Genomic DNA, 24170 nt, shown 5'->3' with positions numbered 1-24170 from the left:
ATAGAGAGCACCCATTGCGAAATCATCCTGCGTGCGTTATAACACCGTGAACTAATATACCATATATGAGAAGTCGATGCAACCAAAGTTGAACTAAAAAAAGCCCCATTAGGGCTTTTAATGTCCGTTCAAGTAATTCGAATTACTTTCCTGACGATTTAAGTGTAATTTTGGAAATTATAGAGTTAAAATCTTCCTCCTTCGTAAACTTGTAGGTTCCCACCTGCAATTTACGATTGATTCCTTTCGCAGAGGCTTTTTTAATAAAAGCAGTCTCATCACTTATGACTCCTGCTTTTTTCAAACCACTTGCAACACCAGCAAGCGTTGCTCCACTGCGAATTCTGTATTCCACCACTACCGGTTCCGGTACTTCTGGGGATTTAGGAGTATCAATTTGGATCTCTTCCTCTTTTTTTATACTCGAGGAATCGGTTTCAGTTTTTGGTTCAACTGGAGAATCTGGTGTGGTTGGGGAATCTGGAGAACTCGGTTGAACAGGGTCTTCAGTCGATCCTTTCTCGACGTCTCCATTGCTCAGGACATCTTCCGGATATTTCGCTCTCCACTCGTCCTCCGTGAGCAATTCCACTTTATTATCAACTACTTTGAGGTTTAACTCAGCTGCAGCTTGTTGCACCTCTTTGACAGTCGTTAGTGCCTTGTAACTCCCCTGACCAATCATCATGATCTGTAAAAGAAGCGCCCCAATAATCAAACCAATACCCAGGCCTAACATAAAATGTCGGTTTTTGATCATCGGGACTCCTCCCTTTTAGCCAACTGCAAAATCAATTGAACCTCACCACGCTGCATTCCGATAGACTTAGCAATCATATCAATCGACCTTCCACTTTCATACATAGCGAACAATTCCGCATATCTGTCATGGATTGTCTCCTTCGCCTCTGGATCAGGATCAGGAATATCTGATATCACTGGTGCTACTTCAGCCGCAACCTCGATCTCTGCCATTCTATTGATAAGCTGGTCCTCTTGTGTAGACAAATGAATTATCCCTGCAGACTCCGTGAAATTACGAGAACCCGTTTCGAGTATCCCGAGTCGGGACTCACTTTGATGTGTTGAATGCTCCACTTCCACCATACGACCTCGTAATTCAGCAACTTGCTCCTGTACTACTAACTGTTTGGTAGTAAAGTCTTGTTTCATCTGTGTCACTAGATCAATGAGTTCTTTGTTTTCTTTCTCTATTTCTGCCATATACTGTTCAAGCGTTGTCTCCAGCTCAATCGCAACATTGTTCCTTGTACCAGTAGCTGTGTTCCGCGCTGGTAGAAGAAAACTATAAATAACTGCAGCAATTCCAATGAGCACTATATAGAACCATGGATCTCCAAATGACAATGTTATCCTCACCTTTTGACTTCCTAGATTAAAGCGAAAAATCAATATGCCGTCCTTTATAAGGATGCTCCGCAGGATGCTTCTTGTCTCGCTCTTCCTGTTTCTCTTCTGTTTGTTCTCGTTCTTGCTCTTGGTTGAAGGAGGCATTTCCTTCTCGCCTTACGGTCGTATTATGGGCACTCTCGTCAACATTTGCGCTCCGCCGACGTTCAAGTTCACTGTCCTTTATATTCTGTCCCGCCAGCAGAGTCTGCTCATTTAGAGGTCGTTGTAGTTGATCCTGTTGAATACGGCCCGCTTCGCTAGTGCGCGGGATCGCGATTTGCATTTCTACGGATTTCATATTCATGAGACCACCTCATAATAGGAATTGAATACAAAACCATTTCCTTTCAGGCGCCAATTCTAGATATAAGACGACATAGAAATGTCCCCTTCACTATAGTAGAAAGACATATGCGAAATGGGCTCTTTAACATATTTCGTATACCGCCCAATAACGATTTTTGATCCACCATAGATCATTTTAAGAGCTTCCACTCTTGCTCTTCCGGTATCCTCCAGCGTCTTCTCGATGACAAGCATGCGTTCCTTCATTTCATTTAGTTCCTGCACATTCGACTTCTTGGTCGATCCGAGCTTGGAGCGCATCTCCACTTTATCTGGTGTCAATCTTCCAAGTGAAGCCAATTGATCCAGTAGTGTAAGCGCCTTCTCCGTTTTATCCATATTGGCCAATTGATCCTTGACTTGCTGACGTAAATCAAGCAGTTCATTACGCAGTTCCGGAAGAACCCCAACTTCAATAACTGTTGTTGTTGACATCGGATTTCCAATGATTCTAGCACTTACTCTCTCACCAGCCTGAATACTACCACCAACAATGAGACCTTTTGTACCATTACATATTACATCCCTACCAGCGCGGATATTAGAGTGCATGATACTCTGAGAGACGATCACATCTTCCCCAGCCTGGACATTTCCATCTTGGATGAAAGAACTTTTTACAACATGTCCGGCTTTAACAAGTCCTTTGTTATAGCCAATAATCCCTCCAGTGATTTCAATAGAGCCCTCTGCAAACAACTCAGCCCCTTCTACACCACCAATTACACGAATATCCCCTGCCGCAGTAACTTTGAATCCCGTCAGAACATTTCCTCGTATAACAACCGTACCTACAAAATCGATATTACCGGTGCCATAATCGACGTTACCGTTAATTTCATAAATAGGGAAAACATTCATCTTTCCTTTATCCGTCATCGTCACTAGACCATCAATTGCTGCATACATCGCAGTCTGTTCTGGATTCAATACGACATTTTTCCCGAGTTTGAATATGGCTGGTTTCCCGTCTTTACATGGAATGGCTACTCCAGTCACTGCCATTCCAGGGCGACCTGGAACAGCAGGAACTAGTTCCGCGATAATCTGTCCTCTGCGAACATTGTTCAATCGCGTAACATCCTTGTAATCCACTTTACCATCGTCATCTTCAGCTGGCTTATGTTGGTTATCATCCATTCGAACTGCATAACGAATACTCCCGTTTCTCCCATCCATAGGTTCGCTCCCAATGGCTATCGGTGTCCTACTGAAGAAGTATTCGCTTGGATTAATTGCAAATCGTTCTACGATGTCTTGTTGAATACCATGTTTAACACCATTTGCCTGAAGAAAATTGCGTAACACATCCGCTGTACAAGCGAAATTTTCTTCCTTCTTCAAGAATTGCAAGTAGGCAACTGTCTTATCTTCATTCAACGTTACACTTATAATCTCACCAATCGGTTCCATAATAAGTCCCCCTTTCATCCATAAAACTGTCCTACTAATCTTCCTGCATCAGTAAATCACGATGTTTCTCCAAACTACCCCGCAGACGCAAAATAGCTTTAGAATGAAGTTGTGAAATTCGAGATGGTGACAAAGACATCACTTCTGCAATTTCACTGAGCGATAAATCTTCGTAGTACAACAAGGAGACTACTGTACGTTCCTTTTCAGTCAGTTTCTCAATTCCTTTGGTAAGAGAATCTTTCAAATAAAACTCTCGGACCTTATGATCCGGGTTCTTCGCTTTTTCATCCACTAAAAGCGTGAGTCTCGTTTCCGATTCTTCTTCACGGATGGGATCTTCCAAAGAGCAAAGCGTCATCACGGCAACTTCCTGCAACATACTTTGAAACTCTCGCACACTAATATTCAAATACTCGCTCATCTCAGAGTCAGTTACTGAGCGAAGATATCGTTGCTCTAATTGTTGGTAGCCCTCTTCTAGCTTTTTGGATTTTTCTCTAACGGAACGAGGAACCCAATCCCCCTGCCGTAATCCATCCAATATAGCTCCCCTAACTCTCCATGAAGCGTAAGTCTCAAACTGCAGTCCTCGCTTATAGTCGAATTTCTCGACGGCATCAATGAGTCCCATAACACCGTTACTGGACAAATCATCTTTAGATACATTCTTCGGAAGACCTACAGCCAGCCGTCCCGAAACATAATCGACAATAGGTAAATACTTCTCGATAAGTTGTTTCTTGGCCTCAATATCACCATGCTCTTTCCACTTTTCCCAAATCTCAACGAAATTCAGAGTAGATCCCTTCCGTTCGTTCAATTGCCTTCACCCTCCTTATTTTTCTGTCAGGTGACGAACGACCTTAACCAGTTCTTCTGTATCTGTGTCGTCAGTTGTCTTAACCAATTTTGGTGGGTTTAATGGTGCAAAATCATTGATATGTGCTGAATTTGCCGGAGGATGCTTCAACAGATCATTTAATTCATCACTCTCATCCGGCGTGGTTAGATCAAAACTACCACCTTTACCTTGCTCTTCATCTGCAAATATTTCTTCCTCTTGTACCGAATTATTCGGTAATTCTTTGAGAGATCCAAATATCCAAAATGCAGCATAAAAGAGTACAAACCAAACCGCAAAAGCAATTAATCCACGAATCAAACTCGTCATAAACAAGTTATTACCCGAAGAAGAAGCAAATGTAATTAAAAATCCGATAAAACCAATTAACCAACAATATTTCAATTTTCCTGTCATGGCTACAATTCCTTTACACCCTTTTGTACGCTACGTATATATAAAATACCCGATTCACAATTCAATTCAATGGTTCGACCGTAATTTCCCCCCGTATCTTCTGCAAGCAGTGGGATACCTAAATCAGAAAGCTTCATTTTACAAGATTCCACATTTCGAGGGCCAATTCGCATTGAATCTCCTGTACCTGCAAACGAAAACATTTGTGAACCACCAGCCATCTTAGCAACAATACGACTTTTCGCTGCCCCGATACTGAGCAATTGCTCTAGTAATGCAGGTACAGCTGTGTCGGCATACTTAGCAATGTTGAGAACACCCTCACGCGCGATGTCCGAAGAGGGAAGCATCACATGCGCAAGGCCAGCCACTTTACTAAGCGGATCAAAAAGAGTCAATCCCACGCAAGATCCGAGTCCAGTTGTGCGAATCAATCCCTGCCCAGTAATAATGTTTAACTCGGCCATGCCGACCTTTACAATCCGCTGTTCATCAATCATGATTCATAGGCACTCCCAAGGCAATGAAGATTTTTCTGAAAGAATCGGGATCAGGTATAAGGAAAAACTGTCCTTCCACCTCATGATTTCCTTCGATAAATGTCGTATCAATTACGAGCGCGGAATCCCCCATCTCACCAAACTGCAGAAGTCCGTAGCCGAGTATCGCCCCTGCCATATCCATGGCAAGCGCAGGTACTGTTGGGATCATCGAGAGTGAAGTGAAATCAGCCAATGAAGATAAATAGGATCCTGCTAGAATATTGCCAATCTCTGAAAGGGCTGACCACTCCATTTCAGAGAATTCTTCCCCGCTTTCGACTTCGAGTCCTGCCAGACGATGCAGTAAATTCTTTGCCGCATCAGGGCTGAGGATGAAGAACAGGTTACCCGGCGCATCCCCCTCCACCCGGAAGAAGACAGCAAGTACAATATTCTCAGCCCCACCCACGCGGTCTGTAATTGCTTCAAAAGGTAGCATTTGCACTTTAGGAACTGCCATGTCAATAGGCTTGTCAAGTATTCTTGAAAGAGCTGTCGCGGCATTGCCAGCTCCAATATTACCGACTTCCTTCAGTACATCCATTTTGAAATCTTCCATGCCTTCAAACAGATTCACCACATTTACCCCTCTAAGCTTTCCAATTGAATGATTTCATTCCGATTAAGTACCTCGGATAAATTCAACATAACAAGAAGCCGCTCTTCTGAAATACGGGCCACACCTTGCAGATATTTCGCTTTGATTCCTCCAACAACATCCGGTGGTGAATCAATGATGTCTGTATTAAGATCAATAACATCATTAGCGGAATCTACAATGAAACCAACTTCCATTTCATTAGCAGAAACAATAATGATCCGTGTCTGATCGGTATGATCGGCCTCCGCTATGCCGAAGCGACCGCGAAGGTCAATCACTGGAATAACTACACCACGAAGATTAATTACCCCTTTTACAAATGCCAGTGTTTTGGGAACGCGTGTAATCGGCATCATACGCTCGATCGTTTGTACTTTATCCACTTCAATTCCGTATTCTTCTTGTCCCAACTTAAAAACGATGACTTTAATTTCAACTCCCATGAAATTCCCTCCTTAATGATCCCGTCAGACGTGATTTAAGCCTGTCCGAGTATAAATCGACCATCGACCTATTTAATGAAAGCATTCGAATCAATAATAAGTGCTACTTGCCCGTCTCCTAGAATTGTGGCACCAGCAATCCCCTGAATCGAAGGTAGATACTTACCAAGATGTTTTATGACAATTTCACTTTGTCCAATGAAATCCTCCACCGTCAATGCCGCCAATCTGTCACCTTTATGAATGACAATAATCTCTGTTTCCTCTTCACTGTCCTCATCAAAATCTTTCACTTGAAAAAGGTCAGCCAATGAAAGCAATGGGATATGAGTATCACGATATGGGATCATCGTATAACCATGGACATTACGGATTTGGTTCCGTTTGATTAGACCCGTCTCAATAATAGAGGACAATGGGATCGCGTATTTCTCAGAGCCAACCTTGATCAACATCGCAGAAATGATAGACAGCGTAAGTGGAAGTTGAACAGAGAATTTAGTACCTTTACCTAGCTTAGAAGTTACAGATACCACGCCACTAAGCGAGTTGATCTTTGTTTTGACAACGTCCAAGCCAACTCCACGACCAGAGATATCAGAAATGACTTCCGCTGTACTAAATCCAGCAGCGAACAGTAACATATAGACCTGTTCATCCGTCATTGCTGCTCCTTCACTCTCTGTAACAATGCCGTTCTTCAATGCTTTTGCCAAAATGATATCTCGGTCTATGCCGCTACCGTCATCCTCAATTTCGATGAAGACATGATTACCACTATGGAATGCCCGTAGTTCAATGATTCCTGTCTCCGGCTTACCAGCAGCAATACGTTTCGCTGTGGGTTCAACGCCATGGTCAACTGCATTACGTAGAAGGTGAACAAGTGGATCACCAATCTCGTCAATTACGGTACGATCTAGTTCCGTTTCAGCACCTATAACTACAAGATCAATTTTCTTGTCCAACGATTTCGCTAGGTCACGAACCATCCGAGGAAAACGATTAAATACGGTATCAACTGGTACCATCCGTAATTTTAATACGATATTCTGTAGATCACTGCCTACACGGCTCATATGCTCTACCGTTTCCGTTAAATCTGGTCGTCTTACTTCATCGGCTAATTGCTCAAGCCTTGAACGGTCAATAAGCAATTCACTAAGCAGATTCATCAGTACATCAAGTCGTTCAATATCAACTCGAATGGTACGTGAAGGAGCTGCTGCCGTTCCGCCTGTCGCACGAGCGCCATTTTTATTCTCTTCAGTCACCGCTAACTTCGAAGCAGGTTCCGCAACAATAGGTTGAGTAGTTGGCTCAATAGAAGGAGCCGACGTTGCACTAGCTTCTTTGTGTCCAAAAGACAGTTGACTTAATGTTTCTTGATCAAGTGCAACAACCTCAGCAGAATCAATTTCCGATAAATTTAGAATCATGCTCTTCATTTCTGAAGAATCTTTCTGAGTTATGTAATAGAGGGAAAAGCTCCGATCGAATTTCTCTTGTTCTATTTCCTGTACTGACGGATGGGATTTGACAACTTCCCCATAACGCTCTAGCAAGTCAAACACTAGATATGCGCGTGCAGCTTTAAGTTGACAATCCTGCCGAATTGCGACTTCAATGAACATCACCTTATGGCCCTCAGCAATGGATTGCTCCAATACTGAATATTGGTATTCATCAAGTTGAACGGCAGTGCCCTCATGAGATGAAGATGAAGTTACATTTGCTGGAGTACTGCTTGCTGCAGTAGTCATATCTCCATTCACAATTCCTTGTAAAGCGGACACGATCGAACTAACATCTGCCTTACCTTCTCCACCCTGAGTAATATCCTGTACCATCGATTGTAAGGCATCAAGACTTTGGAATAACGTATCAAAAATAATTTCCTGCATCTTCAACTTATCGTTACGTACTAAATCTAATACATTCTCCATTTGATGCGTCAAAGAAGCTAAGTCTTCAAAACCCATTGTTGCGGCCATCCCCTTAAGGGTATGGGCGGAACGAAAAATGACCTGAACGATACTAATATCGTCCGGATGCTGCTCTAGCCCCAGCATATTTTCATTTAATGACTGTAAGTGATCATTCGACTCATCGATAAACATGGATAAATATTGATTCATGTCCATGGTGAGGCACCTCCTTCAAGAGATTCCGTTATTTCACTACTTGTACCAGCTTAGGACCAATCTCATGTAACGGTAAAACGTGGGTGACGCATTTTAATTCAATCGCAGAGCGTGGCATTCCGTATACTACACAGGTTTCTTCACTCTCGGCAATGGTCGAGGTCACACCATCATCGTACAACTGTTTCATAACCTTCGCCCCATCACTACCCATACCGGTCAAAAGAACAATATGCCGTTTCAACGAGTGTAACGGTCTTAGTGATTCATACAAGACATCTACTGATGGCCTGTGCCCATTACGAAGTTCTTGCTTCGATAAAGTCAGCCTGTGCCTGCCTTCATGACCTTTTATGACATTTATATGAAAACCACCAGGGGCAATGTATGCCGTTCCGGTGAGCAATTCCATTCCTTCTTCCGCCTCCACTACGTTCAAAGAGCATAAACTATTTAAACGCTGAGCTAACGATTTCGTGAAATTTGCGGGCATATGTTGCACAATAACTATAGGAGCTGGGAAATCCGCAGGGATTCTCTCGAGCACTACTTTCAGCGCCTTAGGCCCACCTGTAGAGGTACCGATCGCTACCAAATCTGTGAAGCTTGTATGTGTACTAGGTCCAATCTCATTCCTTGCAACCATGTCCTTAGATTCTACTTTGGAAGTTAATAAGTCGCTAGGATTCATCTTCGTCGTAAGCTCTTGGCGCTTGCGCTGACTAATAGGATCAGGTTTGTCCTTCTTCGACGTTCTCCCGACGATTTGTCCGATGTAATCACGAAGTTCCTCTAGAACCGGATTTATCTTCGTAAGACTTTCATCCGGATTCCTCCGTGTCGAAGGCGACAATGGTTTATGAACTGAACCTTCCTGACTATCTACCTTTTTCGTCGTTCCACCATTTCGGACAATATCTGTCTTAACTGGCTTCTTGACTACTGAAGGTACATTCCTAGACTTTAATGGAGTCAAGGGCTTAAACAATTCCTGTGGAATTGGAGAAAGGAGTTCCTTTTCTATGATTTGGATAGCCTCTCGTGCTGCTCGTCTTTCTTTCATGAGCATTGCTGCCGCAATTTGTTCCCTAAGATCTCGTCCGACTTGCTCGATATCATGGGAACTGGTCGAAGAAGAAGGCTTACGGATGAAATCAAATGCACCAAGTTCCAGTGCCATAATGGTTTCTCTCGTGCCCTGCTCATTAATACCAGAGAGCATAATAACAGGAAGTGGGTGTCGCTCCATAATAATTTTGAGCGCCTCCAACCCATTCATATCCGGCATTTCCACGTCCATAGTCACCAGGTCTGGAGAGAATTCGGCAATTTTCTCCACGGCTTCAAACCCGTTTCTTGCTGTAGCCTCAACTTTAAATGATGGATCCTGTTCAATGAGATCCGACACAATTTTTCGCATGAACGCCGAATCGTCAACCACCATGATTCGATAAGGCCCCATTGTTCCACCCCTGTTCTTAGTTAGCAGAATCATTTCGTGCGTTTAAGCCATTTATGCATAAATCCTTTGATTCCCGACAAGGTTTCTCTTGGTTGAAACCGTGGAACATCTATATATTTCATTGCTACACTATATATATCTTGTGCAGCAGGACAACCAGGGAATGCAATAGAAAAGGGAACTTGCTTCTTTACTGCCTGCATTACATGAGCATCATCACTCATATAACCTAGCAAAGGGATGTTTATATCCAGAAACTTATTAGCAACCAAAGAAATTTTATCGGCAACTTGTCGTGCTTCACTCTGGTCAATAACTCTGTTGACTATCAATCGGAAGGATACGTCCTCCTCCAGCCCGTGAACCACTTTAATCAATGCATAAGCATCTGTGATCGAAGTAGGTTCTGGGGTTGTAACAACTAAGCACTCATCAGCAGCCGTTATGAACTTAAGTGTTTCTTTTGACAAACCGGCACCTGTATCAAAAATGATATAATCCATCTCTTCTGAAATCTGCTCAATTTGCGTGGTGAAATAATTTAGATCAGATTCAGATAAGGAGAATAAATCGGCCATACCGGAGCCCCCGGCAATAAAAGGTAAAGAATGAGTTCCGAGTTCAATAATCTCTGAAATATCTCTTTCTCCTTTTAATAAATGATACAAGCTGTACTTGGGTCTGACTCCCATAAGCACATCAATATTGGCCATTCCGATATCTGCATCAAACAAAAGAACTTTTTGACCTAATGATTTCAATGCAAGTGCAAAATTCAATGTAAAGTTAGATTTTCCTACCCCGCCTTTCCCACTACTCACCGTTATGATTCGCGCGGATTGTCGGACCAAAGGTTGTGAAGCAGGCTCGTCATGTGATGAAACAAGTTTTCTGAGCGATTGGGCTTGATCACTCATCATGATTTTTCGTCCAAGAGCAAGTTAGTTAACATTTTTAGATCAACAGAAAGTAGGTCATCAGGTACATTCTGCCCGTTTGTAATATATGAAGCTTTCAAAGGAAATTCATTTAACAGATTGTATAATGGACCGATGCTTTCAGTCTCATCAAGCTTTGTAAAGATCACCTTTTGCAGTCCATGTCTACTAAAATTCTCCGTTATTCTCTTCATATCCTGAATCTTAGATGTCAAGCTCAGTACCAGATAGGTTTCACTTTGTTCAGAAGGACTAAATAAACTGTGAAGCTCCGCGACAAACAATTCATTCAGGTAATTTCTACCCGCTGTATCCATTAGGATCAGATCACAACCTGCAAGACGTTGTCTTGCACGCTGCATATCCCCCGGCGATTGTACAACTTCCAACGGCACATTCAGGATTGAAGCATAGGTCCGAAGCTGTTCGATCGCTGAAATACGATATGTATCTGCAGTGATAAAACCGACCTTCTTATGCGCACGAAAGATTTGATCCGCTGCCAGCTTAGCAATTGTCGTCGTTTTACCTACACCTGTTGGTCCAGCAATATAAACAATTTTTGTCTGCTCACTTATCCCTGCACCGATGTTATCACTCAAAAACGACCCTACTTTAATTCGAATCAACTTATTAAGTTCTTCATCCGTCAATTTCTGATCAAGAGCTACCCATTCGTTATAAACAGCTTCAATCCATTCATCTGCTAATTCAGGAAGTATCTCATGCGATTGAAGTTGCTCCTGAAAAACGGATAATGCAGCAGGGAGTTCACGAACTCCTTCCTGCTGCCTAGCTAACTTGCTCATCATGGATTTCATTTGCTGAATCTCTTCAAATAATCGATCCTCTTTAGTCTCTCTATGGAGATGTGGAGCCGCAGTAGCCGAAGGTACGGTCTCCTTAGGTTGCGAATCGAGAAAGAGTGATAATCTTTCGTCTAACTTCTGCTGTTGTTGCTGTTGTGTATTATCCACAGTAGGCGAAGCTCTAGAGACCTGAACAACACGTTCTGAAGCCGTGGACATTTCGAGTGAAGCCTCTACCGGTCTCTCCTTCAGCCCGATTGCAGAGGAAGAGTTTGACATCATCTCAGAGGATTTGCGGTACGCCTGTGGTATGGCCTGCCTTGTAATAGGAGGAGATGCCGGTACCGAAGGACGCTTCATTTCGACCTTTGGCGCTACCTTTTCCGTGCTCTCTGATGCCGCAATAACTTCTATTTTCTTCTTCTGAAACATCCCTAGAAATCCGCCTATTCTCAACTCCTTCGTGCTGAGAATTACAGCGTCGGATCCCAGTTCTCCTCGTATCTTCTGCATTGCATCGGGCATTGTGTCAACGATATACCGCTTCACTCTCATAAGTTCACCACTCCGACACTTTGAATTTCAACATTGGGTTCAAGTTCACTATATGACAATACCGGAATATCCTGCATACTCCGCTCAATGACCTGCCGTAAATACATACGAATAGTCGGAGACGTTAATACGATCGGCTGTTGTCCTGATTGAATAAGTCGGTTGACCTGCTCATTCAACTTCTGAAACATGGTTTGAGTTGACTGAGGATCTAGTGCTAAATAACTCCCCTGATCACTCTGTTGAACGCTCTCAGCGATTTTCTTCTCTAGCATCGGCCCTACTGTGATTACTCGCATCGTCTCTCCCTGTTGTGTGAATTGTTGCGTAATTTGTCTTGAGAGTGCCTGTCTGACGTATTCCGTCAGAACATCAGGGTCCTTGGTATAGGTGCCATAATCTGCGAGAGTTTCGAAAATAGTGACCATATCCCGAATCGATATTTTTTCGCGAAGCAATTTAGCAAGAACTTTCTGAACCTCTCCGATCGATAGAACAGAAGGTATTAATTCGTCGACAAGAACCGCGTAATTGTCCTTGAGGTTGTCGACCAATGTCTTCGTTTCTTGACGACCAAGCAGTTCATGCGCATGTTTCTTGATCATTTCCGTCAAATGCGTTGCCACAACAGATGGCGGATCTACTACCGTATATCCTGATTGCTCGGCCCGATCTTTGGTAGATTCGTCTATCCATAGTGCTGGTAACCCAAATGCAGGTTCTTGGGTCTCGATTCCTGTAATGGAATCATCCTCCATCCCAGGACTCATTGCCAAATAGTGATTAAGTAGTAATTCACCGCCGCCTACGACATTTCCTTTAATTTTAATGACATATTCGTTCGGTTTTAGTTGAATATTGTCGCGAATTCGAATTACGGGAACAACAAGTCCCATTTCCAAGGCACATTGACGCCGGATCATTATAATTCGATCCAATAAATCTCCACCTTGACTAGTATCCGCTAATGGGATAAGTCCATATCCAAACTCGAACTCGATCGGATCTACTTGTAGTAGATTGATAACGCTCTCGGGACTCCGAACCTCCTCGATTTGCTGTTCCTCCTCTTGCTGTTCCTGTTCAACTTGTTTACGGTTCAAGTTCTTCTGCATTCTTAAGGCAGCAAACACCATTATTCCTGCGAATGGTAGAGTTGTCCAAGGACCGATAGGTGTAAATAGACCTAATAGAGTGATCGTTCCGGCAACGATATAGATGAGTTTAGGATATGTGAATAGTTGTGAAGTAATATCGTCAGCCAGATTCCCCTCTGACGAAGCACGTGTAACTATTAAACCCGCAGCTGTCGAAATAAGTAATGCCGGAATTTGACTGACGAGTCCATCGCCAATCGTAAGAATAGAATATGTAGATAGTGCATCTTGAAACGCCATCCCATGAATCGTCATACCGATAATGAAACCGCCGACTAAATTTATAACTAGGATGATAATACTAGCGATAGCATCGCCTTTAACGAACTTACTTGCCCCATCCATGGCTCCGTAGAAGTCCGCTTCTCTCTCAATCTTGCGGCGGCGATCCCGAGCCTGCTGTTCATTGATCAGACCCGCGTTAAGGTCAGCATCAATACTCATCTGCTTGCCGGGCATTGCGTCCAAGGTAAATCTGGCTGCAACTTCTGCTACCCGTTCCGAACCTTTGGTAATCACTATAAATTGAACGACCACCAAGATTAGGAAGACAACAAAGCCGATTACGGGTTCCCCTTGAGATACCCACTCCCCAAAGGTAGCTACAACATCACCGGCTTTTGCTTGTCCTAGAATCAACTTGGTGGTCGAAACGTTTAGCGCCAACCGGAATAGGGTTGTTATTAACAGCATCGCTGGAAAGATGGAAAACTGTAATGCTTCCTTCGTATTCATTGCTACCAACAATATCATCAACGATAGCGAGATATTGATAATTAATAGAATATCCAACAACCAAGTTGGGATCGGAAGAATCATTAACAGAACGATGCCGATTACACCCATTAGGATGAATAAATCTTTTGCCTTCTTCACTGGTCCGCCTCCGATTCCCATCAAGATTTACTCTTACCCTTCATTCTGTATACATAAGCCAATACTTCAGCCACGGCCTGGAACAAATCCGCAGGGATAACATCCCCAATTTCTGATCTTTGAAACAGCGCACGTGCTAGTGGCTTGTTTTCCATTGTTATAACGCCATGTTCTTTAGCAATCTCTCTGATTCGCAGAGCCACATAGTCTTGACCTTTTGCCACAACTTGAGGGGCATCCATTTGTGATCCATCATACTTCAGTGCTACAGCAAAATGTGTTGGGTTCGTAATAATTACATCCGCCTTTGGCACATCCTGCATCATCCGCTGAAGCGCCATGCGCCGTTGTCTTTCCCGAATTTTACCCTTGATGAGTGGATCGCCTTCCATCTTCTTGTACTCATCTTTGACATCTTGTTTCGACATTCTCATTTTTTTTGCATGATCATATTTCTGATAAATGTAATCTATTACCCCTAATACGAACAATGCAACGGCAATTTTTATGCCCAAACTCATCGTTAACTCAGCCGTAAAATTGAATGCCGCTTCTACTGTAACTTGACTGAGTGAGGAAATATATCCTCTTGCACCCCAGACTGTTGAAAATACGAGATATCCTATCACTGTCAATTTTAAGATAGACTTCAAGAATTCAACGACGGAGCGCATCGAAAAGATATTTTTAAAACCCTCTATCGGATTCAATTTACTGAATTTCATTTTGAGTGATTCGCCACTCATTATAAATCCTACTTGTGCGTAACTAGCAACAGCAGCAACTACTACTACTACTAGAAAAATCGGAGCAAGTACTAAAAGAATCTGGATTCCATAGCTTCTGAACATTGTCATTACATTCTCTGTCGTTACATCCATACTCAAACGGTGATAAAAAACATCCGAATACAAAAAAACGAGTCGAGTTTTTATGTAACCACCAAACGCCGACAGGCTAAGAAAGACGGACAAAAGTATAAGTGCTCCCGATACATCCTGACTCTTAGCGATTTGACCCTTTTTACGGGAATCTTGTTTCTTTTTTGGCGTAGCTTTCTCTGATTTCTCTCCAGAAAACAATTGCAAGTCTAGGCGATACCGTAACATCCTCTTGATTCCTCCGATCCCTACTTTGGCCGATCCCCAATGGTACCCAGTAATTCCTGCAACGATTTGAACAATACAGTGAACAAATGTTCAAACGTATAGGTGAAGGTGGTAACCAACAAGAGTAATACACTCAATCCAACAATTATCTTCAACGGCATACCGATCACGAAGACATTAAATTGAGGGGCCGAACGAGCCAGGAAACCGAGCGCAACGTCTGTGAGAAAGAGCGCAACGACAAGTGGCGCCGCCATTTGAAACGCGAGTAGAAATGATTGACTAAATGTCCTGATTAGAAATTCCGCCAAATTCCCACTGTAAATCCGTTGAAATAGATCATTTGATAAAGGAATCCAGTTATAGCTCCTAATCACAGCGTCCAGCAAATAATGATGCCCATTCATGCTTAAGAACAGCAACGTAGCAAACATATACTTTAGATTCCCCAGAACTGGTGCAGAAGCTCCGGTCATCGGGTCTACTACATTCGCGATCCCAAATCCTATTTGGATATCGATGAAAGAACCAGCAATTTGAATAACAGCAAACATTAGAGCTGCCACATAACCTATAAGTAATCCGATTAACACTTCTCGAATTATAAGTAGCACATACGTCAGATCCATCGGAATAGCTTGATCGCTTCCCTGAATTAAGAGAATCAGAAAGGCGACCATAGCGGAAAACCCGACTTTGAACGTATTAGGTACCGTTTTTGATGCAAATATGGGTGCTACTACAAAAAATGCTGTCATTCGACAAAAAATAAGCATAAAAACGGATAATCCTTGCATCATAGTCTCCATCATCACTTCAGCCTAACCGATAAAACTTGATAGATTGTTTAGTATTCCATAGGTAAAATCAACAAGTGTTGATAAAATCCATGGACCGAATAGTAACAGTGCCACCAATACAGCAATGATTTTTGGTACAAAGGCAAGCGTCTGCTCCTGAATTTGCGTTGTTGCCTGAAAGATACTAACCATTAAGCCGACAGCCAGACCAATTAAAAGCATCGGAGCGCTAACCTTCAGCACGGTAAAAACGGCTTGTCCGGCCAAACTAATAATAAATTCCGAACTCATCACCGTTCCCCCTCAAATAAGAAGTAAATAGCCTCGTCAAGTATTGAAGCTGACCAACAAAGATTTGACTATCAAATACCAGCCATCAACGAGTACAAACAACAAAATTTTAAACGGCAGTGAAATCATAACCGGAGGTAACATCATCATCCCCATAGCCATCAAAACACTGGCAACAACAATATCTATAATCAGGAACGGAATAAATATCATGAATCCCATTTGAAAAGCCGTTTTCAGTTCACTAATCGCAAATGCAGGGACCATCACTGATAGAGGAATATCCTGATAACTTGCCGGCTTCTCCGTTTTGGTGTAGCTCATAAACAATTGGATATCCTTCGGACGAGTATTGGTATACATGAACTCCTTCATCGGTACGGTTGCTTTATTCAGTGCTTCCGTCTGACTAATCTCCGCTTTAAGATAAGGTTGCAAAGCGACCTCATTTATCGTGGACAAGGTAGGACTCATAACAAATAGTGTCAGAAATAATGCCAATCCCACTAAAACCTGGTTAGGAGGCATCTGCTGGGTCCCTAATGAGCTACGAACAAACCCGAGTACAATAACTATTCTCGTAAAACTAGTCATCAACACAAGGATCGCTGGTGCGATACTAAGTACGGTGATAAGTAGAATGATGGACAAGGAGCTTGTACTCGGCTCCCCTCCTGAATCTCCGATTTGAATTCCGATATCCGGTATCGGATTCACTGTTGTTGCCGAGGCTACGGTAACTGCAAACATGCTCCATAACCCAATCAACAAGCCAACGATAATGAGCTTCTTCTTCATGAATCCCTCGACCGATCTATAGATTGTTCTTCTTCATCTTTCAACAGTTCTTCCATTTGCCTTGTCCGGCTCGGCATTCTTTGCAACTGTGATTGAAACACCTCATGGAAGGACGAACTCTCCAGTTCCTCCGCCTCCTGTGGTGCCTTGCGGAATCGTGAAATGAAGCCGGACACCAACGATGTTAAAGCAGGATACTCAGCGTTTTCTTCTTGAAATGCTTGATGAATCACGGCAACTTCATTCGGATCAGAAATTTTGTCAACAAGCGAGATGTTCTCACCTACTCCGACAAGATACACACTATCTCCTACTTGAATAACCTGCAGAGACTTGTTAGGCCCGAGACCGATAGCTCCCATCGTTTGGATCGATCGGCTCTGTGACATAAAACGACTTCTTTTCCCTAGGAAACGGACCAGCAATATGATTAGAACAACAATAATTGCTAACACGACGATGACCGTCACTAAGTTACCCCAAATATTTATATCATACGATGGTAGAGCATCCGGCTCAATCTCAGGCATGGACGTAACCTACAATCCAAGTGTCTTGTTAATAGCTTCGACAACCCGATCAGATTGGAAAGGTTTAACGATGAAGTCTTTAGCGCCTGCTTGAATCGCATCAATAACCATCGCTTGTTGCCCCATTGCAGAGCACATAATCACTTTTGCATTTGGATCGATCTTCTTGATTTCTTTTAGTGCAGTAATTCCATCCATTTCAGGCATCGTGATATCCATCGTAATGAGGTCTGGATGTAATTCTTTGAATTTCTCGATGGCCTGCGCACCGTCTTGCGCTTCACCCACAACTTCGAATCCGTTCTTCGATAAAATGTCGCGGATCATCATTCTCATAAAAGCAGCATCGTCTACGATTAGAATTCGGTTTGCCATTGATTAAAAATCCTCCCTAAACTTCTACTATTGTAATTTCTGTATGCGGTCCCATTGGCTAACAATATCAGTAACACGAACACCAAAATTTTCATCAATAACTACGACTTCACCTTTGGCGATAAGTTTATTGTTCACCAGTATATCCACAGGTTCACCTGCGAGCTTATCTAGTTCAATGATTGAACCTTGAGATAATTCCAAGATATCCTTAATTTGCTTCTGGGTCCTTCCTAATTCTACGGTGACTTTAAGGGGAATGTCCATCAATAAATTTAAATTATTGTCGTCTACATTCGCGAATCCTGGAGCACCCAAATTAGAAAACTGAACTGGTTGAATATTTAAGCTACGTCCTTGCATTCCACCATAGTGTTGAGGCTCGTTGTAAGGGCGCTCTACAGGGACATTGTAATGAGCCTGTTGTTGCATAGGTGGAGGCGATGAGTACGTTGGTGACTCATATACCGGCTGTGCTGGCGCAACTGGCGTCGCTGTAGCAGCGACTTCATTCTGTGATGAATCTGCAGAAGATCCATTAATAAGGCTATCTACCATATCTTTGGAGAACTTAACCGTAAGAAGCTGCATGATCGTCGAATCAATCAAATCTCCGATAATTAACCTGAACGATACCTTGATCAGCGTTTCATCGGGAGGAAGACTGCTTACCCCGTTTCCGTTGGACATATTAAGAATGTCGATTCCCGGTGGTGAAATATTTACAAACCGGTTGAAAATTGTCGACATCGATGTCGCGGAGGAACCCATCATTTGATTCATCGCTTCTTGAACGGCGCTGATATGAATTTCATTCAGTTCCTCATCTTCCGGATTCCCTTCTCCACCAAGCATAAGATCTGCAATTACTTGAGCATCTCTTGTCTTGATAACTAGTGAATTCATTCCTTCAAAGCCATCGACATATTGCACATGGATCGCCACATGGGGTTTGGGGAACTCCGTTTCAAATTTAGAGCGTGTAATAATAGATACTTTAGGGGTAGTAATATCCACCTTCTTGTTCAACAACGTTGAAAGAGCTGTTGCCGCACTGCCGAACGTGATGTTACCAATCTCCCCCAGGGCATCTTGTTCTAAAGCTGTTAAATAGTCATCTACCGTTGGTTCAGAAGGTGTATCATGATTCGCCTGCTTGAGCAGAGCGTCTATCTCCTCTTGAGACAAATAATCTTTACTCGTCAAATTCTTCAACTCCTTCGCTAACAATTTCATCGATTTGAATGGCGATTCGGTCTTTAATCGTGCCAGGGCTACCGATATATTTCAATCTATCTCCTATCATAATGGACAGTCCATCTTGAACAGGCTTATTCAAGGAAATTACATCACCTGGTGATAATCCCAAGAATTCTTGAATTGTAAGCTGTGATTCGCCAAGCTCAGCAATAATCGGTAATGTTGCTCTGTGTACACGATTTCGAAGTGCCTCTACCTCTTCAGGAATACGCGACTTCTTCTGGGATACAAACCAATGATGAACCGAAAGCTTCGGCATAATCGGCTCTATGACTACATGAGGGATACATAAATTTATCATCCCTGTTGTGTCTCCGATTTTGGTACTCAATGAAATGAGCGCAATCGTCTCATTCGGAGAGACAATCTGCATAAACTGAGGATTTGTCTCTAATGCTTCCATCCGCGGTTTAATGTCTATAATTGTCTTCCAGGCTTCTTGCAAACTCTCAAATGCCCGGCTAAATATACGTTCCATAATAATCGTTTCTATCTCGGTCAAAGATCCGATCTTGGAAGGAGCTGTACCAATTCCCCCAAGCAGCCTATCTAACATGGCATAAGCAACGTTGGGATGAACCTCAAGTACCATTCTTCCTTCTAAGGGTTCTGCTTCAAAAATATTAAGTATCGTCATCTTTGGTATGGAACGAATGAACTCGTCATAAGGGAGTTGCTCCACCTGCACTACGCTAATCTGCACAAAAGTACGAAGTTGCGCCGAGAAGTAGGTGGTGAGATAACGAGCAAAGTTCTCATGAATCCGGGTTAAGCTGCGGATATGATCTTTGGAAAATCTCACCGCTCTTTTGAAGTCGTATGCTCTTATTTTCTTTTGCGTTTCTTCCTTCTTAAGTTCTTCAGCATCCATTTCGCCAGAAGATAGCGCGGCGAGCAGAGCATCGATCTCGTTTTGCGATAATACATCTACCAAACATCTCACCCCCTCAAAGAATTTATTCTATCGATATCGTCTAGATCGTTGTAATAATGAAAGCAGTAATATCGATTTGAACAAGTTTTCCTTCTGGGAGCGACTTGTTGATAAGATTCATTAATTCGGAGCTTAAATTATCTTTACCTGTAGCTCCATTCAATTCCTCTGGCTTAGTGTCTGCAAGCGTCTTAATGATAAGTGGCTTAATCTTAAAGTCTTTGATTTTGTCAAAAGCTTCCTTAGAAGTTTTGCGATCCAATTGGAAAGCGAAATCTATTACTACTACATAGCTAGGATCCGACAAGTTCGTCTTGATCCCATCTATTGTTGAAGTTACTTCAACAATTTCATCCGCTGACAAACCTGATGGTACAGTTACATCCTGGACGGCGGCTCTAACCTCATTACCTGGACTAGGCTGTGTTAAAGGTCTTATCAGCAAGACGGCGGCCACTACGATCAGCGTAATTGATAATAAAATCGTAATTAACCATGGCAGCATTTTCTTCATGACCATTCCTCCGTTTGTTGCACTTTAATAGTTGCTGCATGTATACCAATTTCAATGGAATATTCCTTCACCCTCGCGATAACTTCAGCAGCCTTCTCGAGAACGATAATACGCTTGCCATTAACAAGGGTTACGTATGTATCCGGTGTTTCTTCAACGGTCTCGATCATCATTGCGTTCAACCACATTTGTGAGCCGTTTAAACGTGTTATAGAAATCATGATAACCCTCCCATCCTGGTAACGGGAAAATCCCGCTTCTTATCGAAAACACCGTTTGAATCGTCTTATAAAGGAGGCGAAGGAGGAGATAAATCCTCCCCCGCTGTTCCCTATCTTAACGTTTCAAATTGACAACTTCCTGCAATACTTCATCCGAAGTAGTGATAATACGTGAGTTCGCTTGGAAACCACGTTGTGCCACGATCATCTCAGTGAATTCACCAGTCAGGTCAACGTTAGACATTTCTAACTGACCAGAAATGATTGCACCTGTGCCAATTTCAGCATTATTCGCAGTTGTTGGCTCAAGTTCACCTTCAAGATTTGCGTTTAAAGTGATTCTGTACAAGTTACCACCAATTTTCTCTAGACCTTCGGGATTAGTTACTTTAGCTAAGCCGATTTGTTGGCCTTCTCCTGTTTCACCTGTGTTTAATTTCTGAATGATCATACCATTCTGCGCTACGGAGAAAGCAGTCACATCATCACCAATGATGACTGGCTCGCCTCCAGCATCACATACAAGTAGACCATCAGAGGTAACTAACTGCCGTGCTGCATCCAGATGAAAGTCACCAGCTCTCGTAAGGAAAGGAACTTCTTGATCCGCTGACAGCTTCACTAGAAAAAATCCATCTCCGTCGACACGTAAGTCAAGCGGGTTATTCGTGGTCATCGCACTTCCGCCCGTGTGCAACGTATCAACTGAACCGATGGAAACACCTAACCCGATTTGCTTCGCATTCGCACCTCCGGATTCTGCCTCTACTGGTGGGGTAACACCGGAAACCGTCTGACTCATAATATCCTTAAACATTACTCGACCAGATTTAAAACCTACTGTGTTTACGTTAGCAATATTGTTTCCGATTACGTCAAGTTTCGTTTGAAACCCGCGCATCCCAGAAACGCCCGAATACATTGATCTTAACATGCGTTCTCATTCCTCCCAGGAATTAAAATAATAGCTTGAGCCGCATCAGTCGATCCGCGACTCATGGCTTTCCGTCTCCGGGCCAGCCAATTATGAAATAATAACTGCACTATCGATTTTCGTAAAAACATTGTCTTTCATGCTATTACCATCCATCGCTGTAACAACTGTACGATTATCCACATTTACAATGAGGGCCATATCCTTCATCAGAATGAGAGAATCCTTCGCTCCCTTAGCAGCGGCATTATCAATAGCATTTTCGATCTGATTCAATTGTTCAGGCTTTAACTCAATACCTCTTTGTTCCAAGCGCTTGACCGCATGGTTACTGAAATATACGAGTCGATCTTGCAGCATTTCCTTGAAAGAGGTTCCTTGTCCAGCGTTAGCCTGACTGTTCTTTGTTGGTTGTAACGTATTCGGCTGAATTCTTCCGGGATATAACTGTCCTACTTTTATAGGATTCATGATTCTCCAACTCCGTTGGTATCACTTGGTACATCCGGTGCTGCTGGCTCTTCCGGTACTATTGGTTCTTCAACTTCAGTAGCATTGTCCACCTGTACAATCTCGTCGATCGGAATTTCCTTCTCACCAACTTTAACGTAGTGAACACCGCTTCGAACGACGATTGAATCCACAATTCCGCTTGCCTTCTCGGTAATCACTTCTGCTTTACCAGTTTCAATCGAATAGTCACCAGTCTTCGTTTGTATAGTCCAACTGACTTCCTTCCCGATCAACCCGGAATTATTCCCAAGCGACTGACTCATAACCGACAATTGATCATAAATCTTTACAAGTTGTTCAACTGAAGTAAACTGAGCCATTTGAGCAACCATTTGAGTGTTATCCATAGGTGATAACGGGTCCTGATTTTGCATTTGGGCCATCATCAACTTTAGAAAATCATCCTTACCTAAACTAGAACTCTTTGCACTAGCTTTGGCCACATTTCCTGCTGAGTAATTAGGCCACGATACATTGGTTGGTATTACATCCGCCATGAGGCTACCTCCTTTCAATTAGGCTTTTGCAACGAAGGAGCTACCATAGTTTACTTCTTTTGATCTTACTTCTGTGATCCATTCGTTCCATTCCTCACTCAAATCACTAATTAGCAAAGCATCTTCCTCTTGAATCTCACGACGCTTGCCTCCCTGCTGTTGCCCTGTCCCTGTACCATTACCAGGTTGACGCCCATCTTGGTACATGTGCGAAGACAACGAGGAATTCTGTGTTACTTCCAACTTAGTAACCTGAAGTCCCTGGGCTTGAAGTGCGGACCTGAGTTGACCCATCTGCTGCTCTAATGATTCCTTAGCGAGTGCAGTTTCGGTTACGAACTGGGCTATCATCTGGCCATCACGCATCGTAATCTTCACATCCACTTGTCCCAAATGCTCCGGATATAGGGAAATCTTAGCTTCGGAAATACCTTGAAGTTTAACAATATCCATTTTGCTGACTAGAAAACCGCTCATCTCTTTACTGAAGTTCTCAACAGGTACAGGTGCAGCAACCGTTTTTGGTGGTGTTGTTCCTGCTTGACGTAAGGTCAGTTCCCCTGCTGTAACAATATTTCCAGAATGTAAACGACTTTCGCCTTCAGAAGTAGCTTCACTATCTGTTGAATCGGAAGCTTGAGAAGTTACGCCTGTTACAGAAATGATGGTATCTTTACTCTGTACCGTCTGGGTACCGACAATATCTCGAACAGCTTGTTGGTTATTGCCTCCAGTTGTAGCTTCAGAACTCTTGCCAAGAGCGGCTGCTAAGACAGAGAAATTATTATTGTTAGACTCTTTCCCAACGGTAGGGTTCAGCTCAGTTTGAACGGATTTCAGTGAATTCAGTACGCTTTGAAGAGACTGAATAACCTCTCGCGCTTGACCTAGACTACTTGCTGCCGTCGATTGCTGACCATCTGCTGCGGATAGCATCTGTACTAAAGCATCTTGAATTGCGAAACGCATCGTCTCAGAGTGCTGTGCCAAAAGAGGTAACTCAGAACCCTCAACGCCTTCTTGGTCATTTTCAGTTGACCCATTTTGCGGAATTAAGGTTTGAATACCTTGAAGCCAGCCTTGCAAAACTTCTAGAAGTGAAGGATTTTCTGATAGCGCTTCGTCCATTTTATCAAGTTGCTGTAGTAAGTCTTCAAGCAAGGTATTTATCGTGTCACCTTCGCTCTCTGTGCCAGTACCTTCAACATCAACTGTTGAATTCAAACTAGCTAAAGTCAAAGCTTGAGCTGAAGTTTGACCCTCCGCAGACTGAGAATTACCCATCATCATCGATAAAAGTGTTTGATCAAAAGCTTGTACTGTGGCCTGACCTGATTCAACTTTACCACTTGCACCATACCAGAGTCCGTTCGTAGCAGTTCCAGTTGATACATTAGATAGTATTTGACTCATCTTTTTCACCTCCTTTCACGTT

At 42.9% G+C, this 24170-nt stretch carries 28 protein-coding genes; all 28 read right to left on the bottom strand.

Annotation, left to right across the window (positions count from 1 at the left end):
• Positions 1-142: 142 nt before the first annotated feature.
• A complete protein-coding gene (locus NST85_RS12085; RefSeq protein WP_127191760.1) occupies positions 143-760 on the bottom strand; it encodes an endolytic transglycosylase MltG in 618 nt (205 codons plus the stop codon).
• Entirely contained in the window at positions 757-1380 is a 624-nt protein-coding gene (locus tag NST85_RS12080; protein ID WP_246054024.1) for a hypothetical protein, read from the bottom strand. Before NST85_RS12080 ends, NST85_RS12085 begins: the two co-directional genes overlap by 4 nt.
• 16 nt (positions 1381-1396) lie before the next feature.
• Positions 1397-1711: a hypothetical protein gene (locus tag NST85_RS12075; RefSeq protein ID WP_307399793.1), complete on the bottom strand. Its 315-nt coding sequence runs from the start codon at positions 1709-1711 to the stop codon at positions 1397-1399.
• 62 nt (positions 1712-1773) lie between these two features.
• Entirely contained in the window at positions 1774-3171 is a 1398-nt protein-coding gene (locus tag NST85_RS12070; protein WP_127191762.1) for a DUF342 domain-containing protein, read from the bottom strand.
• Positions 3172-3205: 34 nt separating this feature from the next.
• Entirely contained in the window at positions 3206-3994 is a 789-nt protein-coding gene (locus NST85_RS12065; RefSeq protein WP_127191763.1) for a FliA/WhiG family RNA polymerase sigma factor, read from the bottom strand.
• Between the two features lie 15 nt (positions 3995-4009).
• Positions 4010-4432 (bottom strand): hypothetical protein, encoded by a 423-nt coding sequence (locus NST85_RS12060; RefSeq protein WP_127191764.1) that lies wholly within the window; start codon positions 4430-4432, stop codon positions 4010-4012.
• A 2-nt stretch (positions 4433-4434) separates the two neighbouring features.
• Positions 4435-4932: a chemotaxis protein CheD gene (locus NST85_RS12055; protein ID WP_127191765.1), complete on the bottom strand. Its 498-nt coding sequence runs from the start codon at positions 4930-4932 to the stop codon at positions 4435-4437.
• Positions 4925-5533 carry a chemotaxis protein CheC gene (locus NST85_RS12050; protein WP_370877725.1) on the bottom strand — a complete coding sequence of 203 codons (609 nt, stop codon included), beginning with the start codon at positions 5531-5533 and terminating at the stop codon, positions 4925-4927. The genes NST85_RS12055 and NST85_RS12050 overlap by 8 nt, the downstream gene beginning before the upstream one ends.
• A 23-nt stretch (positions 5534-5556) precedes the next feature.
• The gene (locus NST85_RS12045; RefSeq protein ID WP_127191767.1) at positions 5557-6018 is read right to left on the bottom strand and encodes a chemotaxis protein CheW; all 462 of its coding nucleotides are present in this window, start codon (positions 6016-6018) and stop codon (positions 5557-5559) included.
• A gap of 68 nt (positions 6019-6086) precedes the next feature.
• The gene (locus NST85_RS12040) at positions 6087-8162 is read right to left on the bottom strand and encodes a chemotaxis protein CheA (RefSeq protein ID WP_127191768.1); all 2076 of its coding nucleotides are present in this window, start codon (positions 8160-8162) and stop codon (positions 6087-6089) included.
• A gap of 28 nt (positions 8163-8190) precedes the next feature.
• Positions 8191-9624, bottom strand: a complete 1434-nt coding sequence (locus NST85_RS12035) for a protein-glutamate methylesterase/protein-glutamine glutaminase (RefSeq protein WP_127191769.1) — start codon at positions 9622-9624, stop codon at positions 8191-8193.
• Between the two features lie 29 nt (positions 9625-9653).
• Complete coding sequence (locus tag NST85_RS12030; protein WP_127191938.1) at positions 9654-10541, bottom strand: MinD/ParA family protein; 888 nt, start codon at positions 10539-10541, stop codon at positions 9654-9656.
• Positions 10541-11926 (bottom strand): flagellar biosynthesis protein FlhF, encoded by a 1386-nt coding sequence (gene flhF / locus NST85_RS12025; RefSeq protein WP_341189415.1) that lies wholly within the window; start codon positions 11924-11926, stop codon positions 10541-10543. Before flhF ends, NST85_RS12030 begins: the two co-directional genes overlap by 1 nt.
• Entirely contained in the window at positions 11923-13980 is a 2058-nt protein-coding gene (gene flhA, locus NST85_RS12020) for a flagellar biosynthesis protein FlhA (protein ID WP_341189414.1), read from the bottom strand. The genes flhF and flhA overlap by 4 nt, the downstream gene beginning before the upstream one ends.
• The gene (gene flhB, locus NST85_RS12015; RefSeq protein WP_341189413.1) at positions 13980-15068 is read right to left on the bottom strand and encodes a flagellar biosynthesis protein FlhB; all 1089 of its coding nucleotides are present in this window, start codon (positions 15066-15068) and stop codon (positions 13980-13982) included. Before flhB ends, flhA begins: the two co-directional genes overlap by 1 nt.
• Before the next feature lie 20 nt (positions 15069-15088).
• The gene (gene fliR / locus NST85_RS12010) at positions 15089-15877 is read right to left on the bottom strand and encodes a flagellar biosynthetic protein FliR (RefSeq protein WP_307399875.1); all 789 of its coding nucleotides are present in this window, start codon (positions 15875-15877) and stop codon (positions 15089-15091) included.
• A gap of 12 nt (positions 15878-15889) precedes the next feature.
• The gene (fliQ, locus tag NST85_RS12005; RefSeq protein ID WP_127191773.1) at positions 15890-16159 is read right to left on the bottom strand and encodes a flagellar biosynthesis protein FliQ; all 270 of its coding nucleotides are present in this window, start codon (positions 16157-16159) and stop codon (positions 15890-15892) included.
• Positions 16160-16195: 36 nt separating this feature from the next.
• Positions 16196-16957 (bottom strand): flagellar type III secretion system pore protein FliP, encoded by a 762-nt coding sequence (fliP, locus tag NST85_RS12000; protein ID WP_127191774.1) that lies wholly within the window; start codon positions 16955-16957, stop codon positions 16196-16198.
• A complete protein-coding gene (locus NST85_RS11995; RefSeq protein ID WP_127191775.1) occupies positions 16954-17487 on the bottom strand; it encodes a flagellar biosynthetic protein FliO in 534 nt (177 codons plus the stop codon). The genes fliP and NST85_RS11995 overlap by 4 nt, the downstream gene beginning before the upstream one ends.
• 9 nt (positions 17488-17496) lie before the next feature.
• A complete protein-coding gene (locus NST85_RS11990; protein ID WP_127191776.1) occupies positions 17497-17862 on the bottom strand; it encodes a response regulator in 366 nt (121 codons plus the stop codon).
• A gap of 27 nt (positions 17863-17889) precedes the next feature.
• Complete coding sequence (gene fliY / locus NST85_RS11985; RefSeq protein WP_127191777.1) at positions 17890-19068, bottom strand: flagellar motor switch phosphatase FliY; 1179 nt, start codon at positions 19066-19068, stop codon at positions 17890-17892.
• Entirely contained in the window at positions 19058-20056 is a 999-nt protein-coding gene (gene fliM, locus NST85_RS11980; protein ID WP_127191778.1) for a flagellar motor switch protein FliM, read from the bottom strand. Before fliM ends, fliY begins: the two co-directional genes overlap by 11 nt.
• Positions 20057-20096: 40 nt before the next feature.
• The gene (locus tag NST85_RS11975) at positions 20097-20570 is read right to left on the bottom strand and encodes a flagellar basal body-associated FliL family protein (protein WP_127191779.1); all 474 of its coding nucleotides are present in this window, start codon (positions 20568-20570) and stop codon (positions 20097-20099) included.
• A complete protein-coding gene (locus NST85_RS11970) occupies positions 20567-20791 on the bottom strand; it encodes a flagellar FlbD family protein (RefSeq protein ID WP_127191780.1) in 225 nt (74 codons plus the stop codon). Before NST85_RS11970 ends, NST85_RS11975 begins: the two co-directional genes overlap by 4 nt.
• A 115-nt stretch (positions 20792-20906) precedes the next feature.
• Positions 20907-21725 carry a flagellar basal body rod protein FlgG gene (flgG, locus tag NST85_RS11965; protein ID WP_341189412.1) on the bottom strand — a complete coding sequence of 273 codons (819 nt, stop codon included), beginning with the start codon at positions 21723-21725 and terminating at the stop codon, positions 20907-20909.
• Positions 21726-21815: 90 nt separating this feature from the next.
• Positions 21816-22196, bottom strand: a complete 381-nt coding sequence (locus NST85_RS11960; protein WP_211350071.1) for a TIGR02530 family flagellar biosynthesis protein — start codon at positions 22194-22196, stop codon at positions 21816-21818.
• Complete coding sequence (locus tag NST85_RS11955; protein ID WP_341189411.1) at positions 22193-22735, bottom strand: flagellar hook assembly protein FlgD; 543 nt, start codon at positions 22733-22735, stop codon at positions 22193-22195. Before NST85_RS11955 ends, NST85_RS11960 begins: the two co-directional genes overlap by 4 nt.
• An 18-nt stretch (positions 22736-22753) precedes the next feature.
• The gene (locus tag NST85_RS11950; RefSeq protein WP_341189410.1) at positions 22754-24148 is read right to left on the bottom strand and encodes a flagellar hook-length control protein FliK; all 1395 of its coding nucleotides are present in this window, start codon (positions 24146-24148) and stop codon (positions 22754-22756) included.
• Positions 24149-24170: the final 22 nt, after the last annotated feature.

The sequence above is a fragment of the Paenibacillus sp. FSL K6-2524 genome (genome assembly GCF_038005525.1).
Taxonomy (GTDB): domain Bacteria; phylum Bacillota; class Bacilli; order Paenibacillales; family Paenibacillaceae; genus Fontibacillus; species Fontibacillus anaericanus.
Note: the sequence above shows the minus strand (reverse complement) of the source record. Positions and strands in the feature narration are given on the sequence as shown.